The organism is Streptomyces sp. NPDC004539 (genome assembly GCF_040610055.1).
GTDB lineage: Bacteria > Actinomycetota > Actinomycetes > Streptomycetales > Streptomycetaceae > Streptomyces.
This window is the reverse complement of the sequence record NZ_JBEXLS010000039.1, coordinates 23,514-44,248: the sequence shown is the minus strand read 5'-3', so window position 1 is coordinate 44,248 and position 20,735 is coordinate 23,514. Positions and strand designations below refer to the sequence as shown.

24 protein-coding genes and 1 pseudogene are annotated in these 20,735 nt (G+C 69.9%); 15 read left to right on the top strand and 10 right to left on the bottom strand.

The features are described 5' to 3' along the window. Positions 1–1,089: a GNAT family N-acetyltransferase gene (locus ABZX85_RS45890; protein WP_355883798.1), complete on the top strand. Its 1,089-nt coding sequence runs from the start codon at positions 1–3 to the stop codon at positions 1,087–1,089. A 28-nt stretch (positions 1,090–1,117) separates the two neighbouring features. On the opposite strand, the gene ABZX85_RS45885 is transcribed toward ABZX85_RS45890, so the two are convergent. Together ABZX85_RS45885 and ABZX85_RS45880 are read right to left on the bottom strand one after the other, a co-directional pair. Beyond that, the gene (locus ABZX85_RS45885) at positions 1,118–1,402 is read right to left on the bottom strand and encodes a DUF4031 domain-containing protein (RefSeq protein WP_355883795.1); all 285 of its coding nucleotides are present in this window, start codon (positions 1,400–1,402) and stop codon (positions 1,118–1,120) included. After that, positions 1,399–1,797, bottom strand: coding sequence for a hypothetical protein (locus tag ABZX85_RS45880; protein WP_355883792.1), 399 nt, complete (start codon positions 1,795–1,797; stop codon positions 1,399–1,401). Before ABZX85_RS45880 ends, ABZX85_RS45885 begins: the two co-directional genes overlap by 4 nt. Positions 1,798–1,853: 56 nt before the next feature. On the opposite strand from ABZX85_RS45880, the gene ABZX85_RS45875 reads away from it, so the two are divergent. The 4 genes from ABZX85_RS45875 to ABZX85_RS45860 all read left to right on the top strand — a co-directional run bounded on the left by ABZX85_RS45875 (position 1,854) and on the right by ABZX85_RS45860 (position 5,066). Continuing rightward, on the top strand, positions 1,854–2,738 hold the full coding sequence (locus ABZX85_RS45875) for a MurR/RpiR family transcriptional regulator (protein ID WP_355883789.1): 885 nt from the start codon (positions 1,854–1,856) through the stop codon (positions 2,736–2,738). Between the two features lie 66 nt (positions 2,739–2,804). After that, on the top strand, positions 2,805–3,791 hold the full coding sequence (gene murQ / locus ABZX85_RS45870; RefSeq protein ID WP_355883787.1) for an N-acetylmuramic acid 6-phosphate etherase: 987 nt from the start codon (positions 2,805–2,807) through the stop codon (positions 3,789–3,791). Between the two features lie 114 nt (positions 3,792–3,905). Beyond that, the gene (locus ABZX85_RS45865; protein WP_355883784.1) at positions 3,906–4,094 is read left to right on the top strand and encodes a 4-oxalocrotonate tautomerase family protein; all 189 of its coding nucleotides are present in this window, start codon (positions 3,906–3,908) and stop codon (positions 4,092–4,094) included. Positions 4,095–4,109: 15 nt separating this feature from the next. Further along, on the top strand, positions 4,110–5,066 hold the full coding sequence (locus tag ABZX85_RS45860) for a LysR family transcriptional regulator (RefSeq protein ID WP_355883781.1): 957 nt from the start codon (positions 4,110–4,112) through the stop codon (positions 5,064–5,066). A 72-nt stretch (positions 5,067–5,138) separates the two neighbouring features. On the opposite strand, the gene ABZX85_RS45855 is transcribed toward ABZX85_RS45860, so the two are convergent. Next, positions 5,139–5,714, bottom strand: a complete 576-nt coding sequence (locus ABZX85_RS45855) for a hypothetical protein (RefSeq protein WP_355883778.1) — start codon at positions 5,712–5,714, stop codon at positions 5,139–5,141. Between the two features lie 170 nt (positions 5,715–5,884). Between ABZX85_RS45855 and cpt the strand changes: the two genes are divergently transcribed. After that, positions 5,885–6,430 (top strand): chloramphenicol phosphotransferase CPT, encoded by a 546-nt coding sequence (gene cpt, locus ABZX85_RS45850; protein WP_355883868.1) that lies wholly within the window; start codon positions 5,885–5,887, stop codon positions 6,428–6,430. A 216-nt stretch (positions 6,431–6,646) separates the two neighbouring features. On the opposite strand, the gene ABZX85_RS45845 is transcribed toward cpt, so the two are convergent. Further along, positions 6,647–8,170, bottom strand: a complete 1,524-nt coding sequence (locus ABZX85_RS45845) for a carboxylesterase family protein (protein ID WP_355883775.1) — start codon at positions 8,168–8,170, stop codon at positions 6,647–6,649. A gap of 389 nt (positions 8,171–8,559) precedes the next feature. After that, positions 8,560–9,675, bottom strand: coding sequence for an NADH:flavin oxidoreductase (locus ABZX85_RS45840; RefSeq protein WP_355883772.1), 1,116 nt, complete (start codon positions 9,673–9,675; stop codon positions 8,560–8,562). 171 nt (positions 9,676–9,846) lie between these two features. Between ABZX85_RS45840 and ABZX85_RS45835 the strand changes: the two genes are divergently transcribed. The 3 genes and pseudogenes from ABZX85_RS45835 to ABZX85_RS45825 form a co-directional block, all read left to right on the top strand. Continuing rightward, complete coding sequence (locus tag ABZX85_RS45835) at positions 9,847–10,497, top strand: methyltransferase domain-containing protein (RefSeq protein ID WP_355883769.1); 651 nt, start codon at positions 9,847–9,849, stop codon at positions 10,495–10,497. 145 nt (positions 10,498–10,642) lie between these two features. Further along, positions 10,643–11,278, top strand: a complete 636-nt coding sequence (locus ABZX85_RS45830; protein ID WP_355883766.1) for a LysE family translocator — start codon at positions 10,643–10,645, stop codon at positions 11,276–11,278. Between the two features lie 102 nt (positions 11,279–11,380). Beyond that, positions 11,381–11,791, top strand: a pseudogene (locus tag ABZX85_RS45825) (ALF repeat-containing protein); the annotation flags it as partial. Positions 11,792–11,820: 29 nt separating this feature from the next. Here ABZX85_RS45825 and ABZX85_RS45820 read toward each other — a convergent pair. The 3 genes from ABZX85_RS45820 to ABZX85_RS45810 form a co-directional block, all read right to left on the bottom strand. Further along, positions 11,821–13,254, bottom strand: coding sequence for a hypothetical protein (locus ABZX85_RS45820; protein ID WP_355883763.1), 1,434 nt, complete (start codon positions 13,252–13,254; stop codon positions 11,821–11,823). Between the two features lie 148 nt (positions 13,255–13,402). After that, positions 13,403–13,624 carry a hypothetical protein gene (locus ABZX85_RS45815; RefSeq protein ID WP_355883760.1) on the bottom strand — a complete coding sequence of 74 codons (222 nt, stop codon included), beginning with the start codon at positions 13,622–13,624 and terminating at the stop codon, positions 13,403–13,405. Beyond that, positions 13,621–13,860: a hypothetical protein gene (locus ABZX85_RS45810; RefSeq protein ID WP_355883757.1), complete on the bottom strand. Its 240-nt coding sequence runs from the start codon at positions 13,858–13,860 to the stop codon at positions 13,621–13,623. Before ABZX85_RS45810 ends, ABZX85_RS45815 begins: the two co-directional genes overlap by 4 nt. 117 nt (positions 13,861–13,977) lie before the next feature. Here ABZX85_RS45810 and ABZX85_RS45805 point away from each other — a divergent pair, with 117 nt between their 5' ends. Together ABZX85_RS45805 and ABZX85_RS45800 are read left to right on the top strand one after the other, a co-directional pair. After that, the gene (locus ABZX85_RS45805; protein ID WP_355883754.1) at positions 13,978–14,817 is read left to right on the top strand and encodes a helix-turn-helix transcriptional regulator; all 840 of its coding nucleotides are present in this window, start codon (positions 13,978–13,980) and stop codon (positions 14,815–14,817) included. Next, the gene (locus ABZX85_RS45800) at positions 14,801–15,061 is read left to right on the top strand and encodes a DUF397 domain-containing protein (protein ID WP_355883752.1); all 261 of its coding nucleotides are present in this window, start codon (positions 14,801–14,803) and stop codon (positions 15,059–15,061) included. Before ABZX85_RS45805 ends, ABZX85_RS45800 begins: the two co-directional genes overlap by 17 nt. Before the next feature lie 67 nt (positions 15,062–15,128). Here the strand turns inward: ABZX85_RS45800 and ABZX85_RS45795 are convergent, their stop codons facing one another. Further along, complete coding sequence (locus tag ABZX85_RS45795) at positions 15,129–15,491, bottom strand: hypothetical protein (RefSeq protein WP_355883749.1); 363 nt, start codon at positions 15,489–15,491, stop codon at positions 15,129–15,131. Between the two features lie 423 nt (positions 15,492–15,914). Here ABZX85_RS45795 and ABZX85_RS45790 point away from each other — a divergent pair, with 423 nt between their 5' ends. The 4 genes from ABZX85_RS45790 to ABZX85_RS45775 are packed head-to-tail and all read left to right on the top strand — an operon-like array spanning position 15,915 to position 18,489. Further along, complete coding sequence (locus ABZX85_RS45790; protein ID WP_355883746.1) at positions 15,915–16,727, top strand: hypothetical protein; 813 nt, start codon at positions 15,915–15,917, stop codon at positions 16,725–16,727. After that, positions 16,711–17,403, top strand: a complete 693-nt coding sequence (locus ABZX85_RS45785; RefSeq protein ID WP_355883744.1) for a Uma2 family endonuclease — start codon at positions 16,711–16,713, stop codon at positions 17,401–17,403. The genes ABZX85_RS45790 and ABZX85_RS45785 overlap by 17 nt, the downstream gene beginning before the upstream one ends. A 10-nt stretch (positions 17,404–17,413) precedes the next feature. After that, on the top strand, positions 17,414–17,986 hold the full coding sequence (locus ABZX85_RS45780) for a sigma-70 family RNA polymerase sigma factor (protein ID WP_355883741.1): 573 nt from the start codon (positions 17,414–17,416) through the stop codon (positions 17,984–17,986). Next, positions 17,983–18,489 carry a hypothetical protein gene (locus ABZX85_RS45775; protein ID WP_355883739.1) on the top strand — a complete coding sequence of 169 codons (507 nt, stop codon included), beginning with the start codon at positions 17,983–17,985 and terminating at the stop codon, positions 18,487–18,489. The genes ABZX85_RS45780 and ABZX85_RS45775 overlap by 4 nt, the downstream gene beginning before the upstream one ends. Positions 18,490–18,589: 100 nt before the next feature. On the opposite strand, the gene groL is transcribed toward ABZX85_RS45775, so the two are convergent. After that, complete coding sequence (groL, locus tag ABZX85_RS45770) at positions 18,590–20,212, bottom strand: chaperonin GroEL (RefSeq protein ID WP_355883737.1); 1,623 nt, start codon at positions 20,210–20,212, stop codon at positions 18,590–18,592. Positions 20,213–20,735: the final 523 nt, after the last annotated feature.

The window sequence follows — 20,735 nt, the reverse complement described above, 5'->3', positions numbered from 1 at the left end:
ATGCGGAGAAGTCTTTCGGGCGGAGATCAACTGGACGCGGCCGTCGCGGAGTGCGTGACGCTGCTGCGGACCCTCACGGAGCGGGACTGGCGGGACGCCCGCGCGGCGGGGCTGGACTGGAGCTGCCGGGCGACCGCCGAGCACGTCGCGGACGATCTCGTGGCCTACGCGGGGCAGTTGGCGGGGCGGGCGCGGGACGCGTACCTGCCGTTCGAGATCCGGTTCGAGGAGGGCACCACCGACTCCGGTGTGGTGGACGTGATCGAGACGGGCGGGGCGCTGCTCGCGGCGGCCGTCCGGACCACGCCGCCGCGCGTGCGGGCGTTCCATCCGTACCCGTTCCGCAGCGCGAACCGGCAGGGGTTCGCCGCGATGGGCGTCGCCGAACTCCTGCTGCACACCCACGACATCGCGCGCGGACTCGGCACGGTCCTCCAACCCTCTCCGGAACTCGCCGAGTTCGTGCTCCAGCGGATCTTCCCCGAGGTGCGGCCGGGCGTCGATCCCTGGGAGACGCTGCTGTGGGCGACCGGGCGCGGGGAGCTGCCCGGCCGGGCACCGGTGCGCGGCTGGCGCTGGCACAACAACCTGGTCCTGCCCACCGAACGCCTCACCCTGGAGTCCGCCACCCCGGCCGCCCTCGACGAGTTGCGGGCGCTCGGCGACGGCGGGTTCAGCTGGCTGGCCGACGGCCCCCTCGACGGCACCCGCGAGGCCGCCGGGCTGGTCTTCTCCTCGTACGAAAAGGGGTCGCTGCGGGCGGAGTTCGGGCTGTTCGTGCTCGTGCGGCGGGCGGACGGGCTGGCCATCGGGAGCCTCGGCTTCCACGCCGCGCCGGACGGGGACGGCCGTACGGAGATCGGGTACGACCTCGTGCCCGAGGCGCGGGGGTACGGGTTCGCGACGGAGGCGGTGCGGGCGGTCGGGGAGTGGGCGCTCGGGCGTGAACAGGGGGACGTGGACAGCGTGTTCGCGGTCGTCGAGCCCAAGAACCTGGCGTCCAGAGGGGTGTTGGAGCGGGTCGGGTTCGTGGGGGTCGGGGAGGACGCGGAAGGGGACGCCTATGAGCTGCGGCGCTACCGGCTCTAACCGCACCCGGGCCCAACGGCGTTGAGGGCTAAGGGAGTCGGCGGCTCTGCGGGACGCTCGCCTTCCGGCGGCGCAGGCCCGCGCCGTGCAGCAGGCGGACGACCTCGCGGCTGCTGACCTCGACCGCGCCGGCGGCCACCACGTCGGCGTAGCGGTGCGCGGGGATGTCGTAGTGGTCCCGCTCGAAGGCGCGCGGCGGGACCCCCAACTCCTCAGCGAACGCGTGCAGTTCGTCGTAGGAGACATCGCTGACGAGGTGGGACCAGAGGCGGCCGTGGCCGGGCCAGGCGGGCGGGTCGATGTAGACGGTCATGAGGACGACGGCCCGTCCTGCCCGGCGCCGAGCGCGCCGACCGCCGCGACCTTGACGCCCGCCTTGTGGCAGACCCAGTGCGGGTCGGGGCCGAGCTCCGGCTCGACCTCCAGGGCGTGCGGGTCGCCCGAGCCGCAGACCGGGCACAACGGCCAGCGGCCGTACCGCTCCAGCAGCGCGTCCTGCACGTCCTGCGCGACCAGACCCGCGACGTACTGCGCGCCGTCCGGCCACTGCTCCACCCACCAGCGGCGCTGGACGACGGACTCCTCGACCAGCGACACCACGTCCGCCTCGGCCACCTCGCCCGCGACCAGGTCGGCCAGGACGAGGGCGCGGGCCCGGTGCAGGGCCTGCTCCAGAAGGCTTACGGGGTGTACGGGGTCGGTGCTCATGTCTTCATTGTGCGCACTCTTGACCAGGGCGCCGAAACGAAAATATCTTTCAGAACGTGACCCGCGACGTGAAAGAAATTTTCGGCGGCGCACTCGCGGCCAAGGTGCGTACACTCGCCCCCTCCATGACCCGGTCCATGCAGCGGGTCGCCGAGACCGTCGCGGGCGATCCCGCGGGGTGCGCGGCGCTCACGGTCACCGGGCTCGCGGAGCGGACGGGGACCAGCGAGGCCACCGTCGTCCGTACCGCTCGGGTACTGGGGTACCCCGGGTACCGCGATCTGCGGCTCGCGCTCGCCGGGCTCGCCGCGCATCAGCAGTCGGGGCGGGCGCCCGCGCTGACCACGGACATCACCGTCGACGACCCGATCGGGGACGTCGTCAGCAAGCTCGCGCAGGCCGAGGCGCAGACCCTCGCGGACACCGCTGCCGGGCTCGACACGGTGCAGCTGGGGGCCGCCGTCTCCGCCGCCGCGTCCGCCCGGCGGATCGACGTGTACGGGGTGGGGGCCTCCGGGCTCGTCGCGCAGGATCTCGTACAGAAACTGCTGCGGATCGGGCTGCTCGCGCACGCGCACAGCGATCCGCATCTCGCGGTGACCAACGCGGTGCAATTGCGGGGCGGGGATGTCGCCGTCGCCATTACGCATTCGGGGTCCACGGGAGATGTGATCGAGCCTTTGCGGGCGGCTTTCGAACGGGGCGCCACGACCGTGGCGATCACCGGGCGGGCGGACGGGGCGGTCACCCAGTACGCGGATCACGTGCTGACGACGTCCTCCGCCCGGGAAAGCGAACTGCGGCCCGCCGCGATGGCCTCGCGGACCGGGCAGTTACTGGTCGTGGACTGCCTGTTCGTGGGGATCGCCCAGCGGACCTACGAGTCCGCGGCGCCCGCGCTGGCCGCGTCCTACGAGGCGCTGGCCCACCGGCACCGGTAGACCGTAGGGGTGACCTTTCATTTGAGGTCGGTTTAAGAACTTCCTGATGGAAAGAGCTGTTCTTCCATGTCCTCCTCTGACCTTCTCGCTCAGCTTTCCTCTCTTCCCACCGAGTCGTTTCGCGCCGATCTCGCCCGGATCGACGAATTGCCCACGCTCGATATCGCACGGCTCATGAATAGGGAAGACGCCGGTGTTCCCGCCGCTGTCGCTTCGCAATTGCCGGTGATTTCCGCCGCCGTCGACGCCATCGCGCCGCGCATGGGGCGCGGGGGGCGGTTGATCTACCTGGGGGCCGGGACCGCCGGGCGGCTGGGGGTGCTGGACGCCTCCGAGTGTCCGCCCACCTTCAACACGTCTCCGGGGCAGGTGGTGGGGCTCATCGCCGGTGGGGTGGGGGCCATGGTGGACTCGGTGGAAGGCGCCGAGGATTCCCGGGAGTCGGCGGTACGGGACTTGCAGGGGTTGTCCCTCAGGGCGGACGACACGGTGGTGGGGGTGTCGGCCTCCGGGCGTACCCCCTACGCGGTAGGGGGCGTGCAGTACGCGAGAGGTAGGGGGGCGCTGACCGTGGGGGTCGCCTGCAATCCGGGGAGCGCGCTGGGGGCCGCGGCGGAGTACGGGATCGAGGTCGTCGTGGGGGGCGAGTTCGTCACCGGGTCCACCCGGTTGAAGGCGGGGACCGCGCAAAAGCTCGTGCTCAACATGATCTCGACGATCACGATGATCCGGCTGGGGAAGACGTACGGGAACCTGATGGTCGACGTCCGGGCGTCCAACGAGAAGCTGCGGGCGCGGTCGCGGCGTATCGTCGCGCTGGCCACGGGGGCGCAGGAGGCCGCGATCGAGGTCGCGCTCACCGCCACCGGGGGTGAGGTGAAGAACGCGGTGCTCGTGCTGCTGGGCGGGGTGGACGCGGTGACGGCGGGGCGGGTGCTGGAGGAGTGCGGGGGGAGGCTGCGGGAGGCGCTCGATGTCGTGGGGGCGGGGGCCGGGGGGTCCTCCGGTGGCGGGGGTTCCCGTAGTACCCGTAGTACCCATCACGAATCGTGATGCCTGCCAGAGTCGATCTCGTCTGGGTCGAGGGGTGCCGCGGTGCTGGACTTGGGTGTGCGGGCGGGACGTACCCGGCCGCCGTAGCTCTACGGGACTACCTTGGAGGTTCCCATGCCCTTGATCCACATTCGGCAGACGCCCGGCCGGACCGCCGAGCAGAAGCGGGAGATCGCCCGGGAGGTGACCGAGGCGTATGTGCGGGCGACGGGCGTGCCGCCGGAGAAGGTGTGGCTCACCGTCGAGGAGGTTCCGCTCGACAACTGGGCGGTCGGCGGGGAGACGTTCTCCGCCAAGGGCTGACGTACGGGAGGTCGGGTGGAGCTGCGGCAGGTCCGGTACTTCGTGGCCGTCGCCGAGGAACTGCACTTCGGGCGGGCCGCCGAGCGGCTGGACATCGGGCAGCCGGCGGTCAGCCAGCAGATCCGGCGACTGGAACGGGAATTGGGCGTCGACCTTTTCGACCGGTCGCGGCGGAATGTGCGGCTCACCCCGGCCGGGCGGGAACTGCTGCCCGGGGCGCGGGACATTCTCCGGGCCGCCGATGCGTTCTCGGCCAAGGCCGGGGAGATCTCCGTACGGAAGAGTGACGTTCTTCGGATCGGGATCAGTTCGACGCTCGGGCGGCGGCTCGACCATTTCCTCGACGCGTTCTCACCGAAACCGGGTTCGGGTTCGCGGTTCGAGTTTCAGACGCTCGCCGTTCGGGAGCGTTTGGCGGGCGTGCGGGTCGGGGAACTCGACGCCGCGTTCGTACGAGGGGTCGAGAATGTGCCGGGTATGCGGTCGGTGACGTTGTGGTACGACCCACTGGTGGTCGTGTTGCCCGCGGCGCACTCATTGGCCGAGGAGTCCGCCGTACCGCTCCGCGCGCTGGCAAAGACGCCGTTGCGGATCGCCCGGCGGCGGCAGAATTCCGTGTTGTACGACGCCGTCGTCGAGGCGTGCCGGGAGGCGGGGTTCGAGCCGGTGCTCGGGGCGCCCTATACCGGGCTTCAGGACACGGTCGCCGAATTCGGGGCCGGGAGTGCGGGGTGGACGCTGATCTATCCGACCGCCGTGCATTCGGTTTCCTCGCGGCGGGTTGCCGTACGGCCCGTCGAGGGATCTCCGGTGACCAGTCGGATGTCCCTCGTGATGCGGGAGGATATCGACGAGGAGTTGTTCTCCGCTTTCTCCTCGACCTGTTCCCTGGTCCGGCGGAGAGTGGCCGAGGAGAACGCGGAGATTCTTGAGGGGCTCGCCGGCGTCAGCGCGGATTCCCGCGGGCGGTGATGAAGTCCATGGCCCATTTGTGCTGCCGGACTCCGCACTCGCCTGACTCTCTCTGTCAGGCGAACTGCGGGGTCAGGGCTGGAGGTTGTTGCCCAGGGGTTCGATGTCCACTTTCAGGGGGGTGCCCCATACCCGTAGTACTTCGTAGTCCGTGAACTCGTGGACCAGGCGGTAGGCCATGGCGGGGCGGGGGCCCCGGCGGAGTGCCGCGAGGAAGGCTTCCGCTTCTCGGCGGTCGCGGCGGGGGGTGCCGCAGAGCTGCCACTCCTGGCCGTTCCAGAGTTCCGGGAGCCAGCGCTGCTGGGGTTGGGGGCGGTCCTCCCGTACGCCGTAGCGGCTCGGGGCGGAGGGGAGTTGGGGGGTGGGGGCGGGGCCGTTCAGTTCGGCGCGGCGGGCCGAGCGGCGGCGGGTCTCGCAGAGGAGGCAGAGGTCCGGGGCCGAGGTGTCCACCGGGCCGTAGGGGTGTTCCGCGCAGCGGGTGGCGGGGGGCGCGCCCACGACGCTGTCGTCCAGCAGGTCCAGTGCTCGCTGGATGTCCGCCTTCACCTCGTGGAGCTTGGCGTCGGGGGTGTCCGTGGTGAGTACGTCGCCGTGTTCTCCGAGGAGTCGGAGGGCTCGGCCTAGGGCGGTGAGCTGGGCGTGGTTCATGGTGTGGGTTTCCGGCCGGGGGTGCGGTGGTTCCAGGGTAGGGGGTGGAGGGTGTGGGTGTCGGGGCGTCGGTGGGGGACGGGGCGTCGGGAGGGGCGGGGCGCTCTGGCCTCCGGGGGGAAATCCGTTGTCCGGGGGGTGTGAGGGGCTCCTACTGTGGCGGCGTGACCATGACTCCTCAGCTCATCTTCCTCAACGGTGGTTCCAGTTCCGGCAAGTCCGGGATCGTGCGGTGTCTTCAGGAGGCCCTGCCTGGGGCCTGGATGGCGTTCGGGGTGGACTCGTTCGTGGAGGCGCTGCCTCGGCGGATGCAGAACTCCGAGGAGGGGATCTCGTTCGCCCCGGACGGGAGCATCCGTGTCGGGGAGGCGTTCAAGGTGGCGGAGGCGGCCTGGCGGGCGGGGGTCGCGGCCGTGGTGCGGGCCGGGGGGCGGGTGATCGTGGACGACGTGCTGCTCGGTGGGGGTGACGGGCAGCGGCGGTGGGAGAAGGTGCTGGACGGGCTGGACGTGTTGTGGGTGGGGGTGCGGTGCGATCCGGAGATCGCGGCGGGGCGGGAGATCGCTCGGGGGGACCGGGTGCCGGGGATGGCGGTGGCGCAGGCGGGGGTGGTGCATGTGGGGGTGCGGTACGACGTCGAGGTGGATACGGGGCGGATGGAGGCGGTGGAGTGTGCGCGGGTGATTTCGGGGGTGGTGGAGGGGGGTGAAGGGTGAGCTAGGGGGTGGGCGCGGGCACGTCGTGGCTTGTCGCGCAGTTCCCCGCGCCCCTGAAGGGTGTGGTGACGGTCGGAGGTTGGCTGCGGGTTGCGGGAGCCGGTCGAGCCCTGCGGCGGAGCCGCTATCAGATACAACCCCGCGACCCTGAAGGGTGTGCTGACGGTCGGAGGTTGGGTGCGGGTTGTGGGAGTCGGCGGGCTTCTTTCGGTCGGGTCAGTCGAGGAGGGGTAGGGGGTGCCACTCGTGGCCTTCCCAGAGGTGTCTTGCCGTTTCCTCCGGGTAGGGCCTGAGTTCCGAGGGGCTGTCCAGGACGCGGGTCGGGCGGTGGTCGAGGTCGTACGGTTGCCAGCCCGGGTCGCCCGTGCGGGCGAAGGAGGACCAGGCGGTCTGGAATTCGGCGGTGAGGTCCAGGGCGGCCTGGGGGACCTCCGCGTTCGGGAAGAGGATGGCGGCCAGGTCGGCGAGGTGGGTGCCGAAGAGGAGGGGGACGTCCAGGCCGTGGCAGCCGCGCAGGGCGCCGTCCAGAGCCGGGGGTGCCCAGGTCAGTTCGTAGAGGTGGGCTCGGCCGCCCGCCCTCACCTGGGCTTCCGCGAGGTGGAGGGAGGGGATGGCGAAGAGCCATTCCGACTGGACCTGCTCGAAGAGGTCCTGCGGGGTGGCGGCGGGGAAGGCCGCGCGGTAGGCGGGTTCGTCGCCGTCGGGGGCGTATCTGCGCAGGGTCGTGGTCGCCTGGTCGTCCGTGATACGGCCGAGGAGGTTTCCCAGGACCGTGAAGAGGCGGTACTCCTGGGAGTTGTGGCCGATCAGGAGGTCGAGGTGGGCGGCCTCGCCCGCCGATACCGCCTGCCACGGGGTGGTGGGGAGGACTTCGCCGTCCACCACCGGGGAGTAGGGGGTGGCCGTCGGGGCGACCTGGCCCCAGCGGTCGTACGTCGGCATCTTCGCGGACAGGGCTTCGCCGGCCTCCGTGAGCTTTCTGGGGGCGATCTTCGCGAGGTCGGAGGCGGTCGGGCGGACGCCGGCCTCTGCCGCGATCGCCCTGGCGATGTCCTGGGCGAGGGGGACGGAGAAGAAGGTGCCGGGGATGCTCTGGGTGATGGCTCGGTGGAAGAGGCCCCTTGCGGTGGGCATCGCGAGGAGGGAGGCGATCGAGCCGGCGCCGGCGGACTGGCCGAAGACCGTGATGTTGTCCGGGGTGCCGCCGAAGGCCGCGATGTTGTCGCGGACCCAGGTCAGGGCGGCTGTCTGGTCCAGGAGACCTCGGTTGGCGGGGGCGTCCTCGATGTGGAGGAAGCCCTCGATGCCTACGCGGTAGTTGAAGGTGACGACCACGATGTCGCCGTTGCGGGCGAGGTGCTGGGCGTCGTAGCCGGGGCCGGCGGAGTGGCCCGTCTTGTAGGCGCCGCCGTAGATCCAGACCATGACGGGGCGGGGGGTGGTGGGGGTGGGGTCCGGGGTCCAGACGTTTACCGTCAGCCAGTTGTCGTCGTCGGGTGTCGAGGGGTGTGGCCGGCGGTTTCCGAGGGCCGATTCCTGTGGGGGCGGGGGGCCGAAGGCGTGGGCGTCCCGGGTTTCCGTCCAGGGGGTCGGGGGCTGGGGGGACTGGAAGCGGGCGGGGCCCACCGGGGGTGCGGCGTACGGGATGCCCCGGAACACCGTCAGGCCGTCCTCCCTGCTGCCGCGGACCGGACCCGACGTCGTACGAACGATCGCCTCGGGCTTCTCCGTCGTCGCCATCCCCTGCTCCTTCCGTCTTCCGCCGTCTGCCTCTGATCCGCCCAACGGGGCGGGTCGAACAAAGGTGCCCACGGGGTGGGGATCGGGGGGAGGTTCACTCTTGTGGGTGAGGGGTGGAGGGCGGGCCGGTGGGTGGCTGAGGACGGGGGGTGGGTGCCGGTGTGTGGTGGCTGGTCGCGCAGTTCCCCGCGCCCCTAAAAGACTGGGTGGCGGGCGGTGGGGATGGTGTCGGCAGAGTGGGGGGCTGGGGGGCGGGGCTTGGCTTGGTTCAGCTCTGCTCGACTCGGCTTGGTGTGGTTCGGCTCAGGGGGGTTCGGCCCTCGTTTCGTCCGTCCCCTCGCGTCACTTCGCCTCAGCCCGACACGCCTCACCCGCCCCGCCCCCTCGGCTCAGCTCAATGTGCGCAGGGACGTTGCCTCGAAAGGCTTCAGGGTGTCGAAGCGGCCGGAGAGGGTTTTGGCGGCCCATTCCGGGTCCTGGAGGAGGGCGCGGCCTACGGCTACGAGGTCGAACTCGTCGCGTTCGAAGCGGTCGAGGAGGTTGTCGAGGGATTTCACCTCGGCGCCCTGGCCGGCGAAGCCGTGGAGGAAGTCGCCGTCGAGGCCGACGGAGCCGACGGTGATGGTGGGCTTGCCGGTGAGCTTCTTGGCCCAGCCGGCGAGGTTGAGGTCGGCGCCGTCGAACTCGGGGAGCCAGTAGCGGCGCGTGGAGGCGTGGAACGCGTCGACGCCGGCGGCGGCCAGCGGCGTGAGGATCGCCTCCAGCTCCTCCGGGGTCTCGGCGAGGCGCGCGTCGTAGTTGTCGGACTTCCACTGCGAGAAGCGGAAGATCACGGGGAACTCCGGCGACACGGTCTCGCGTACGGCGGCCACGATCTCGGCGGCGAACTTGGTACGGGCGACCGCGTCACCGCCGTACCCGTCGCCGCGCCGGTTGGTGGTTCCCCACAGGAACTGGTCGAGGAGGTAGCCGTGCGCGCCGTGCAGTTCGATGCCGTCGAAACCGGTCCGCTCGGCCGCCGCCGCACTCTGCGCGAACGCGCCGATGACGTCGTCCAGATCGCGCTGGGTCATGGTGTGGCCGTCGGCGGTGCCGTCGAGGCGGATGCCGGAGGGGCCCATCGGGGGCGCGTCGGCGAAGGGGGGCTGGCCGGGCTTGCGGGTCATGCCGATGTGCCAGAGCTGGGGGACGATCGTGCCGCCGGCGGCGTGCACCGCGTCCGCGACCTTCGCCCAGCCCGCGAGCTGCTCCTCGCCGTGGAAACGGGGGACGCGGTCGCTCTCACCCGCGGAGTCGTGCCCGACGTACGTCCCCTCGGTGATGATCAGGCCGACCCCCGCCGCCGCGCGGCGCGCGTAGTACGAGACGACGTCCTCGCCGGGGGTGCCCTCCGGGGAGTGCATGCGGGTCATCGGGGCCATCGCGATGCGGTTCGGGACGGTCAGGCCGTTGATGGTGACCGGGCGGGACAGTACCTCGGACGTACGGGTGGGGGTGGCAGTCACGAACTAGCTCCTCGTGAGGCGGGGGTACCAGCAGGTATGTGCACGCGCATGGGTCTACGCGAGTACGACAACCGGACCGTGGTCCACCCCATTTCCGGACGAGGGGTATTACGGGTGTGATCCCGCACACCCCGTAGTACTTGAGGGGGACTCAGCCCGTAGTACTGGTGCATGCCCAAGCTCCTCACGACCTCGGCCGCGCTGGAACAGACCTCAGTGGTCGCGAACAACACGATGAACCGCGAGCGCGGCCATACCGGCGTGAACAGCTACGCCCGGGAACTCGGCTTCGACCCGCTGGACGAGCTGCGCGGCCGGGCGCCGGCCTGGCTGGACCTGTGCAGCGGGGAGGGGCGGGCGATGCGGGAGGCGGCGGCGCTGCTGCCCGCCGACGCGCACCTGACCGCCGTGGACCTCGTAGGACCTCTGGTACGGCTGCCCCTGCCCCCTCAGATGGAGGAGGTCACCGCCTCCGTCGCCGCCTGGACGCCCTCGCGCGCCTACGACCTCATCACCTGCGTCCACGGTCTGCACTACGTCGGTGACCAGCTCGGGCTGCTCGCGCGGGCGGCGTCCTGGCTGACGCCCGGCGGGCTGCTGGCCGCGCACTTCGACCCGGCCTCGATACGGCGGGCCGACGGGATGTCCGCGACCCGTACGACCCTGAGGGCGCTCAGGGCCGCGGGGTTCGTGTACGCGGACCATCGGCTGAACCTTAGGGGTGTACGGGATGTGGAGCTGCCGTTCCGGTACGTGGGGGCGGACCCGGAGGCGGGGGCGAACTACACGGGGCAGCCGGCGGTGGGGTCGCACTACGAGTAGTACGGGTATTACGGGTACTACGGGGAGGGGCGAGCCCGGGGCCGCCGGGCCGCAGGGCCGCGGGTACTACGGGTATTACGGGTAGGGGTCGGGCAGGCGGAAAAAGGGCTCGCCCGGGTTCTCCCGTGCGTGCTTCCATGCCGACATGGTGTCCACCGACCGTCTTCTCGCCTTCGCCGGGCTGTCGTTGATCCTCATCGTCGTCCCGGGGCCCAGTGTGCTGTTCGTGATCGGGCGGGCGCTGGCGCAGGGGCGGCGGGCCGCGTTGCTGACGGTCATGGGGAACACCGTCGGGTCGTACGGGCTCGTCGTCGCCGTCGCGCTCGGGGTGGGGGCGGTGGTGGAGCGGTCGGTGCTGGTGTTCACGGTGCTCAAGTGGGCCGGGGCCGCGTACCTGGTGTACCTCGGGGTGAAGGCGTGGCGTGAACGCGGGGTGCTGCACGCGCCGGGTGTCACCGGGGAGGACGGCGGTGACCGGCGGGCCTTCCGCGAGGGGTTCCTCGTCGGCGTCACCAACCCCAAGACCATCGTCTTCTACGCCGCCGTACTCCCCCAGTTCGTCGACCGCGACGCCGGGCACTCGGCCGCGCAGATGCTCCTCCTCGGCCTCGTCTTCAACCTCATCGCCATCGCCTCCGACTCCCTCTGGGGTATCACGGCAGGCGCCGCCCGCACCTGGTTCACGGACTCGCCCCAACGTCTCTCCCGAGTGGGCGGGTTCGGCGGGCTGGCGCTGATCGGGCTGGGGGTATCGGTCGCGGTGACGGGACGTAAGGACTAGGGGTCGTACGGGTCGGGGTCGTACGGGGCGTTCCGGTACGAGGTTCTGAAGCTGACCGGCAACAACTGCCCCTGGAAAATTGCCCGTTCATGGCAGCGCTCCCGCATCATGGCGTTGCCGACCAGTGGCAGAGGGGTCAAGCGGGAGGCGAGCAAGGCGCTTGACGGGACGGTCGAGGACATGCGGGCGTTCCTGACGAGCGGGTACCGGCTGGCCCTGGCCGAGGACGATGCCTTCGCGGTCGTCCGTATCCTCGCGCAGAAGCCCGGCAAGGGGGTCGTCCGCGAGGCCAACAAGGCCCTCGACGACGGTACGCCGGAAGTACTACGGGCTTTCCTGGAGACCGGCTACCGGCTCGCCCAGGCCGAGGACGACCGGGTCGCCGTCGCCCGTATCCTCGCGGACCCGAAGACCGGTCCCGCGCTCTTCGCGGCGGCGCAGGTGGCGATGGACGGGACGCCGGAGGAGTTGCGGTACTTCATCGAGGTGGGGCAGTACGAGGTGGGTCACTGAGGGGTGCCGGGTAGCGGAGCGGGGGGCGGTTATTCGTGGACTCTGCCCGCCTGCGGGGCGCCCACGTATCTTTCCTCCGCTCTGCGGGACGCCTCGGCGGGTAGGACGTCCTGTTCGACCAGTTCCTTCACCATGGCCGCCTTCAGCATGCTGCTGCCCTCGACTGCCGCGTTGACCGACCAGGGGGTCCGACAGGCGTAGATCAAAAGGGAGTTGTAGTGCGTGAAGGCGGGGGCTCTGTCGATGATGACGGCCAGTGGTGGGGTGCCGGCTTTTGCCGCTTCGTTGAATTCGTCGGCGACCTTGGGTGCCCATTCGAAGTCGAGCAGCATCGCGACGTCGCACTGGCCGACCAGGCCGAAGACGCTGGGGAGTTCGACGCCGAACTCGTTGGCCTTGTGGGGCTGGACGTACTCGCCGGGCGCGTTCGTGGTGGGTGCGTGGGCGGAGCCTGCGAGGGCGTCGGGCAGGGAGGCGAAGACTTCGGGGGTGGCACCGATTCGGTTCAGGCTCTGCTCGACCTGGACGGCGAAGCCGTACTGGCGCTCGGTGCCGACGGCGATGGGCTTCCTGTCCTCGTAGCCGTGGGAGAACCACGCGAGCATGTGGGAATGCCTGGGCCCGGAGGCGCTCTTGAGCATCGCGACGGTCCCCCGGCCGAGGCCCTCGATGGCGAACGTGGCCTTCTCCAGCTTCGGTACCGTCGCCGACTTGGCCCAGGTGACGGCCGCGTCGGCGATCGTGGCATCGGCCTCCCGCTCGTAGTCCGCCATGCTCGCCGGGGCCTGCGAGCTCGACGAACTCGACGAGCTGGAGGAAGTCGCCGTAGGCGTCCCGAGAGCCGCGTCCATCGTCGCCTTGGTCACCCCCTTGTCCGCCAGCAGCTTCAGTGCCTCCTCGTTCTTCAGCCCCTTCACGGCCACCGCGGTGCCGACGATCCCTTGGAGCTGGGCCAACACCCAGTCCTTCTGAGGAGAGTTGAGCGCCTGTCCGGCCCAGCTCTTGAAGAAGTCGTTCGAGGTCTTCAACACCATCCGCTGTACGACGCCGTCCTGAGCTGACGCCGGTGCGGGTGCCGGTGCCGGCGCAGTCACCCCCCGGCCCAGCCTCGTCGCCGTGTTCTCCGCGTCCCGTTCCGACTCGTCGGCGGGGTGACTGAGGCCCAACGGGGCCTGGCCCGAACGTTGTTGGCGGACGTGCTGAAGTTCGTGGCGCAGGGTGTGGTCGTCCATTACTTCGGCCAACCTCTGGGTGGGGGTGGCGTGTTGGCCGTCCGGGGTGTGCTGGTGGCGTTGCCGGTCCACCAGTCTCGCGACCGCCGCGTTGCCGATCGTCCGCTGGAGGGCGTGGGCGGTCGCCGGGGACAGTGGGGAGGTGGGGGCGGCGCGGGTCTGGTCGATGTGCTGAGGGAGGGGCCGGTTGTGGTCCGGTTCCGCGGGGCGTTGTTGCCTTTCGGCGTGCATGGCGGCTCCCCCTTGTGTCACACGCTTCAGTCAACTCGCCATGCTGTCAGCGGAGTTGACGTCAGAGGTGAATGTTCTCGCAAAGACTGAGGCCGCAAGACTGAGGCCGCGCGGGGTGGGTGCGCGGCCTCCAAGTCGCCGACAGAGATCAGGAGTTCATGCGGTCCCGGGTGCGGGTGGTCTTGTTGCGGGAGCGGACCCGTTCGCTCAACAGGGCTTCCGGGGTGGGGGGTTCGGTGTCCGTGGGGTGGCAGTCCCATTCCACCCCGCCGCCGATCGGGCGGAGTTGGAGGTGGCCGTTGAGGCGGTCCATCACCTCGCCGATGCGGTTGGACTTCGTGTCCAGGACGTACATGCCGATCTCTGTCATGGGGTGGGGGCTCCGGCTCGGTTCAGGGCTGCCGTCAGGCGGGTGGCTACGTCCACGTTGCAGCGGCCCAGTTCGAGGAGGTGGTACCGGGGGTCGCGGTGCGTCGCCGAGACCTGGTCCACCTGGAGGGAGGGGAGGGTGATGCCGACGTCCGCGAGGGCGTCCCTCAGTCTGGTGTGGGCCTCGTCGATGGTGGGGGTGGGGGTGGGCTCGTCGGCCCCGGTCAGCTCCTTCATATGCGCACTTCCTCCACGCTGGGTGTTTCCGTTCACCACACAGCGTGGTCGGGGGTCTTCTAGCCTGGCTAGGGATGGTGCGCGGACAACGCCGGTTGCTGGAGAGGGAGTCAAGCTATGGCCCGACGTAAGGACCTCGACCCTGCGACGTCCTCGCGGGCGTTGGTGGGGGAGGAGTTGCGGCATGCGCGGGAGCGGAAGGGGTTGAGTCAGACCGCGTTGGGTCAGCTTCTGTTCGTGAGCGGGTCGTACATCGGGCAGATGGAGGCGGGGATTCGGCGGATTCTCCCGACGATGGGGCCTCAACTGGACACGGAGTTGGGGACCGGGGACTTCTTCACCCGGCACTCGAAAGCGCTGGCCAAGTCGAAGTATCCCGACCACTTCGCGGAGGCGGTGGAGGCCGAAGCGGAGGCCACCGAGATCAGGGAGTACGCGCCCACGCTGATTCCCGGTCTGTTGCAGACGAAGGAGTACGCCGAGGCGGTGTTCCGCGCGTACAACCCGCTCGGATCTGAGGCCGAAATCGACGAGGCCGTGGCCCTGAGGTTGGAGCGGGCGCAGATCCTCGACCATCCAACAACGCCGTTGTTGTGGGTGATCCTGGACGAGGCGGCGCTTCGGCGGCCGGTGGGTGGTCCAGCCGTGATGGCGAAGAACCTGCGCCACATCACGGAGTTGATCCGGGAGCACCGGATCATCGTGCAGGTGCTGCCGTTCGCCATCGGGGCTCATGTCTCAACGGACGGATCTCTGAAGCTCATGGAGTTCGCGGATGCTCCGCCGCTCTCCTTCGTGGAGGCACCGGACATGGGCAACCTGATCGACGATCCGGCCACCGTGACTCGACACACCCTGATGTTCAATCTCCTCGCAGCAAGCGCACTCTCCCCTCAAGAATCATTGGCTCTGATCGAGTCAGTGGCAGAGGATTACGCCCATGTGGAACAGCACTGAGTACGATCTAGACGGCGCCACCTGGTACAAGTCCAGCTACAGCGGGGGCCAGGGCGGCAACTGCCTCGAAGTCGCCCGTTGGCGCAAGTCGACGTACAGCGGCGGCGAAGGCGGCAACTGCCTCGAAGTCTCCGACGGCCACCCCACCCTCACCCCCGTCCGCGACTCCAAGAACCCCGGCCCCAAACTCCTCTTCCCCACCCCCGCCTGGGCCGCCTTCGTCGAAGACCTCAAGCAGGCGTAACCCCCTCCCCCGGACCTGGACCCTGGGCCGCCCGCCTCCCCGGCGTCGCGGCTCCATCCGGCGCACCTCACCCCGCAGCCCGAGTCTCAGGCAGACCCACCACAGGTCGGCCCAACATCCCCGTCAGCACCCAGCGTTGCCGCTCCGTCAAAACCGGCACGACCACCACCACGTCCGCGTCCACCCGCCCACACTCCTCGGCCAGTTCACGAACCTTCCCGTAACTGAGCAGCGTCCGCGAGGAGTACGGCAGCCCCATCTTCCGGACCCCACCGTCAGAGACCCCCCTCCGCTGCACCACCCGCACCACCACCCGAGCTCCGAGCGCCGCCAACTCCTCCGCCGCCGACTCCATCCGTACCCCGAAGTCCCTCTGCCTCGCGGAGAAGTAGCCGACCAAGACCACCTCCGCACCCTCCAGTCGAGGCACCTCGCACCGCGCAAGTCCCTTCCGCGCAGGGCGGCGAGTCGGTCGCCGGTCGCGTCTTCGGGGCTGGTGCATGCGGAGAGGCTAGGGGCCGGCCGTCGGTGGCGGCACCCTGTTTCCGCCGCCCGCGTCCACGGTCCCGAGTCTCAAGTTTCGTGCCCCGAGCCTTCTTTGCAGTGAATGGGTGGAGGGTCTCAACCCACCCTCCCACCCTGCCAGTTGACTTCGGGCGATCAGGTTGCGACGGACCGTCACTTGGCTCTACCGTGCACGCAACGCAAACTTCACTCGGAAAAGAATCAACCCCCGCTCGGCGCTCGCAACGCCTGCGGGGGTTTGACCTCCGAGATCCCCCAAGACTCTAGGAAAGTCAGGACCTCAGTGGCTAACGCCAACTTTAGTGTTCCTTCCGCGTCCGCGCATCCCATGGCCAACCCCGGTTACGGCAAACGCACCGCTCCCGGCCAACGCGCCCGCGCCGAACGTGACTTCACCCACCTGCACCCCCGCGACGCCGCCATCGCCGCGTACGTCGACCGGCTGCCCGACGGCGCCGACATCTCCGTGAAGACGCTGGCCAAGGCGTTGCCGTACGGGCAGTGTGCGCTGTCGACCTCCCTCAACCGGATGCAGAAGGCGGGGCACTTGAGGCGAGGGCGGGAGAAGGTGACCGCCGAGTCGGGGAGTGAGGTGTGGGTCACTCGGACGTGGTTCAGCCGGATCGCTCGGGACGATGTGTGGTGGGGGGCGTTCACTCGGGGGGACGTGCCGGGGGAGGACGTCCCGGCGCCGACCCGGTCCCGCGCCGTGATCCTGCTCGCCGCGCTCGGGCGTACGCATGCCTCGCTGTCGCTGTCCGGCGCCGAGTGCGAGCGGCTCGCTCCGCTGGTCGAGGAGTGGTTCGCGCGGGGTGTCGGTGACGAGACCGTCCGCACCGCCCTCACCGCCGGGCTCCCCTCCCCCGTCCACAGTCCGTCCCGCCTCCTCGAACGCCGCCTCGTCGACAAGCTCCCGCCTCCGCCTGTGGCCCCGGTTCCCGTGCGGAGGCTGCTGGAGTGTTCCGAGTGCGGGGTGCCGGGGACCGCGGAGGCGTTGCCCGGAGGGGTGTGCGGGGCGTGCGGGGGTGCGCCCGCGCGACCTGCCGCGTCTCCGTGCGCCCCTGAGATCCGGGTCCGTGCGGAGGCGATCCGTCAGGCGATGGCGTTGCGGAAGGCGTCGGTGTATGAACTCCGGCCCTGAAGAACGTCCGTACGTACCCGCCGAGGACTTCGAAGAGGTCGTCGCGGCGGCGCCGGAGCACATTCGGCTCGAACTTGTCGACGGGCGGGTCCGTACGAAAGATCCGCTCGGCGTCGAGGAGTTCGAGGTTTTGGAGCGCCGGGCACCTGAGACCGTCCAGCTCGAATACGCCTACGGTGAGCTGGAGTTCAAGGCTTTCGGGGACGGTACACACTCCTGCATCCGCATATGGCTGCTCCGCCAGTTCCTCGCTCTGCTTCCCGACCAGGACCTCTACCCGGAGGTCGGGGTGAGAACGGAGGCCGACGGCAGAGGGCGCTACATCCCTGACGGGGTCCTCGCACCGTCCGGTCACTTCGCCGGGCAGGGCGGCTGGGCCGATCCCGGTGGTGTCCTGATGGCCCTGGAGATCACCTCTCGCGACGGCCGCACCAACCGACGCGCACGGTTCGACAAACCCTTCGGGTACGCGGAGGCCGGGGTACCCGTCTACCTCCTCGTCGACCGGAACAGCGCCACGTCCACCGTCCACAGCGAACCCGTCAACGGCCGTTACCAGCACGTTCGTTCATGTCCCTGGAAGGATGCGCTCCGGCTTCCTCTCCCCCTCCACTCAGGCCCTGTAACGCTTCCTCCTCTCCCCGCCAAGTACCAGACGTACCGCCCGACACGCTAAGGAGGCGCCTGTGGGTGGGTTGGGGAAGCGGGGTCGTGGGATCAGTGATCCGGAGGTGTTGGAAGGGTTCTATCGGCGGCATGTCGAGGCTGTGACTCGGTTTGTGGCGCGGCGGGTTGATGATCCGCATACCGTTGCCGACCTGGTCGCCGAGGTGTTTCTCGGTGTGCTCGATTCGGGGCACACCTACGACGCGCGGCGCGGGAGTGAGGTCGCGTGGGTGTACGGGATCGCCCGGAACGTCGTGTCGGCCGAGTACCGGCGGCTCGCGCAGGAGGCCGAGCGGGTGCGGCGGATCTCCGGGCGGCGGCTGGTCGACGCGGACGACATCGCGCGGCTGGTCGAGAAGCTGGACGCGGAGAGTCCGGGGCGGCGGGCGCTGGCCGCGATGGGGCGGTTGCCCGAAGGGGAGCGGGCCGTCCTGGAGCTGGTGGCGGTCGACCAGTTGAGTGTGGGAGAGGCCGCCGCTGCTCTGGGGATACGGCAGGTCACCGCTCGGGTGCGGTTGCACCGGGCGCGGAAGGCGTTGCGCGGGGACGGCGTCGTCGTCCGGGAAACGGCTGTTTCGGGAGGTGGGGCATGACCGGCTTCGAGGAGCGGTTGCTCGGGGAACTGAAGCGGGACGCGGCCTTGCGGGGTGCGGCTCAAGTGGCGCCCCGGCGAAAGGTGTTCACGCTGCCGAGGGTGCTGGTCGCCGGGGTTGCGTGTGTCGCCGTCTCCGTGGGGTGGGCGCTGCTGCCGGGGGCGTCGTCCGAATCCGCCGCCTACGCCGTCGAGAAGCACTCGGACGGCAGTGTGACGCTGACCGTGAAGGAGTGGGGGGACGAGGTCGCGCTCAACCTGGCGTCCGTTCCCGAGCAGATCAGCCGGGGCGGGATGGCCGTCGACGTGGCTAGCGGGATGTGTGCGGACGATGCCGCTGATCCCATGCCGGACTGGGTCGAGAACACGAGCGGGCCCGACAAGGCCGTCCGGAAGTATCTGGCGTGGCGGGTCACCTTGAAGAGTGCGGGGGTGGAGCCGTACGTCGTCTGGGTGCGGGAGGACGGCGGGAAGCTCGTCCCCTGTGTGCCTAGCGAGACCTGAGGCCCCGGCCCTTCTGACAACGCCCGAGGGCGGTACCCCCCGTACCTGGGGAGTACCGCCCTCAGTGGTACTGCCGATCCGTCCCCTAGGGGGAAGAGGATCAGAAGTCCATGTCACCGCCCGGCATGCCGCCGCCGGCGGGCGCGGCGGACTTCTCCGGCTTGTCGGCGATGACGGCCTCGGTGGTGAGGAAGAGCGCGGCGATGGAAGCCGCGTTCTGGAGCGCGGAGCGCGTGACCTTGGCCGGGTCGATGATGCCCTCGGCGACGAGGTCGACGTACTCACCGGTCGCGGCGTTGAGGCCGTGGCCCGGGGTGAGGTTGCGGACCTTCTCCACCACGACGCCGCCTTCGAGGCCGGCGTTGACGGCGATCTGCTTCAGCGGGGCCTCAAGGGCGAGCTTGACGGCGGCAGCGCCGGTCGCCTCGTCACCCTCCAGCTCCAGCTTCTCGAAGACCGCGGCGGCCTGGATGAGGGCCACGCCACCACCGGCGACGATGCCCTCCTCGACGGCGGCCTTCGCGTTGCGAACGGCGTCCTCGATGCGGTGCTTGCGCTCCTTGAGCTCGACCTCGGTCGCGGCACCGGCCTTGATGACGGCCACGCCGCCCGCGAGCTTCGCCAGGCGCTCCTGGAGCTTCTCGCGGTCGTAGTCCGAGTCGGAGTTCTCGATCTCGGCGCGGATCTGGTTGACCCGGCCGGCGACCTGCTCGGAGGAGCCGGCGCCGTCGACGATCGTCGTCTCGTCCTTGGTGATGACCACCTTGCGGGCCTTGCCCAGCAGGTCGAGGGTGGTGTTCTCCAGCTTGAGGCCGACCTCCTCGGAGATCACCTCGCCGCCGGTGAGGATCGCGATGTCGTTCAGCATCGCCTTGCGGCGGTCGCCGAAGCCGGGGGCCTTGACGGCGACGGACTTGAACGTGCCGCGGATCTTGTTGACGACCAGGGTCGACAGGGCCTCGCCCTCGACGTCCTCGGCGATGATCAGCAGCGGCTTGCCGGACTGCATGACCTTCTCCAGGAGCGGGAGGAGGTCCTTGACGGAGCCGATCTTGGAGTTCGCGATCAGGATGTACGGGTCGTCCAGGGACGCCTCCATACGCTCCATGTCCGTCGCGAAGTACGCCGAGATGTAGCCCTTGTCGAAGCGCATGCCCTCGGTGAGCTCAAGCTCCAGGCCGAAGGTCTGCGACTCCTCGACCGTGATGACGCCTTCCTTGCCGACCTTGTCCATCGCCTCGGCGATGAGCTCGCCGATCTGGGTGTCGGCGGCGGAGATGGAGGCCGTGGAGGCGATCTGCTCCTTGGTCTCGACGTCCTTCGCCTGCTCCAGCAGGGCGCCGGAGACGGCCTCGACGGCCTTCTCGATGCCGCGCTTGAGGGCCATCGGGTTGGCGCCGGCGGCGACGTTGCGCAGGCCCTCGCGGACCAGGGCCTGGGCCAGGACCGTCGCGGTCGTCGTGCCGTCGCCGGCTACGTCGTCCGTCTTCTTCGCGACTTCCTTGACCAGCTCGGCGCCGATCTTCTCGTACGGGTCCTCCAGCTCGATCTCCTTGGCGATGGAGACACCATCGTTGGTGATCGTGGGGGCGCCCCACTTCTTCTCAAGGACGACGTTGCGGCCCTTGGGGCCGAGGGTGACCTTGACGGCGTCGGCGAGCTGGTTCATACCGCGCTCAAGGCCGCGCCGCGCCTCCTCGTCGAACGCGATGATCTTGGCCATGTGAAGTGGTCCCTCCAGGACTGGGGGTGAGTACCGCAGTGGACCGCGCCCGCGCCCGCGACGGACGGTCCCGCGGTCTGGTGGTCCCTTGCCCCACCCTCGCCGTGAACCTCACCGACTCGGTCCTTCGTTGTCACTCTCACGGGGAGAGTGCTAACGCCAATGATTAGCACTCGACCCCTGAGAGTGCAAGGCCGTAAGGGTGAGGGAGGGGTGGTTCGGGGGGCGGGTGCGGGTGGTGGTGGGCTGGTCGCGCAGTTCCCCGCGCCCCTGAAAAGACCGGGCTGAGCGCCGGACAAGAAGTGGCCGCGCCGCGGCCGGTCGCGCCCGCGCGGCGGCAGCCGCACATCCAACACAGCCCCGCACCCCTGAAAAGACCGGGCCGAGCGCCGAGCAGGAAGTGGCCACGCCGCGGCCGGTCGCACCCACGCGGCGGCAGCCGCACATCCAACACAGCCCCGCACCCCTGAAAAGACCGGGCCGAGCGCCGAGCAGGAAGTGGCCACGCCGCGGCCGGTCGCAC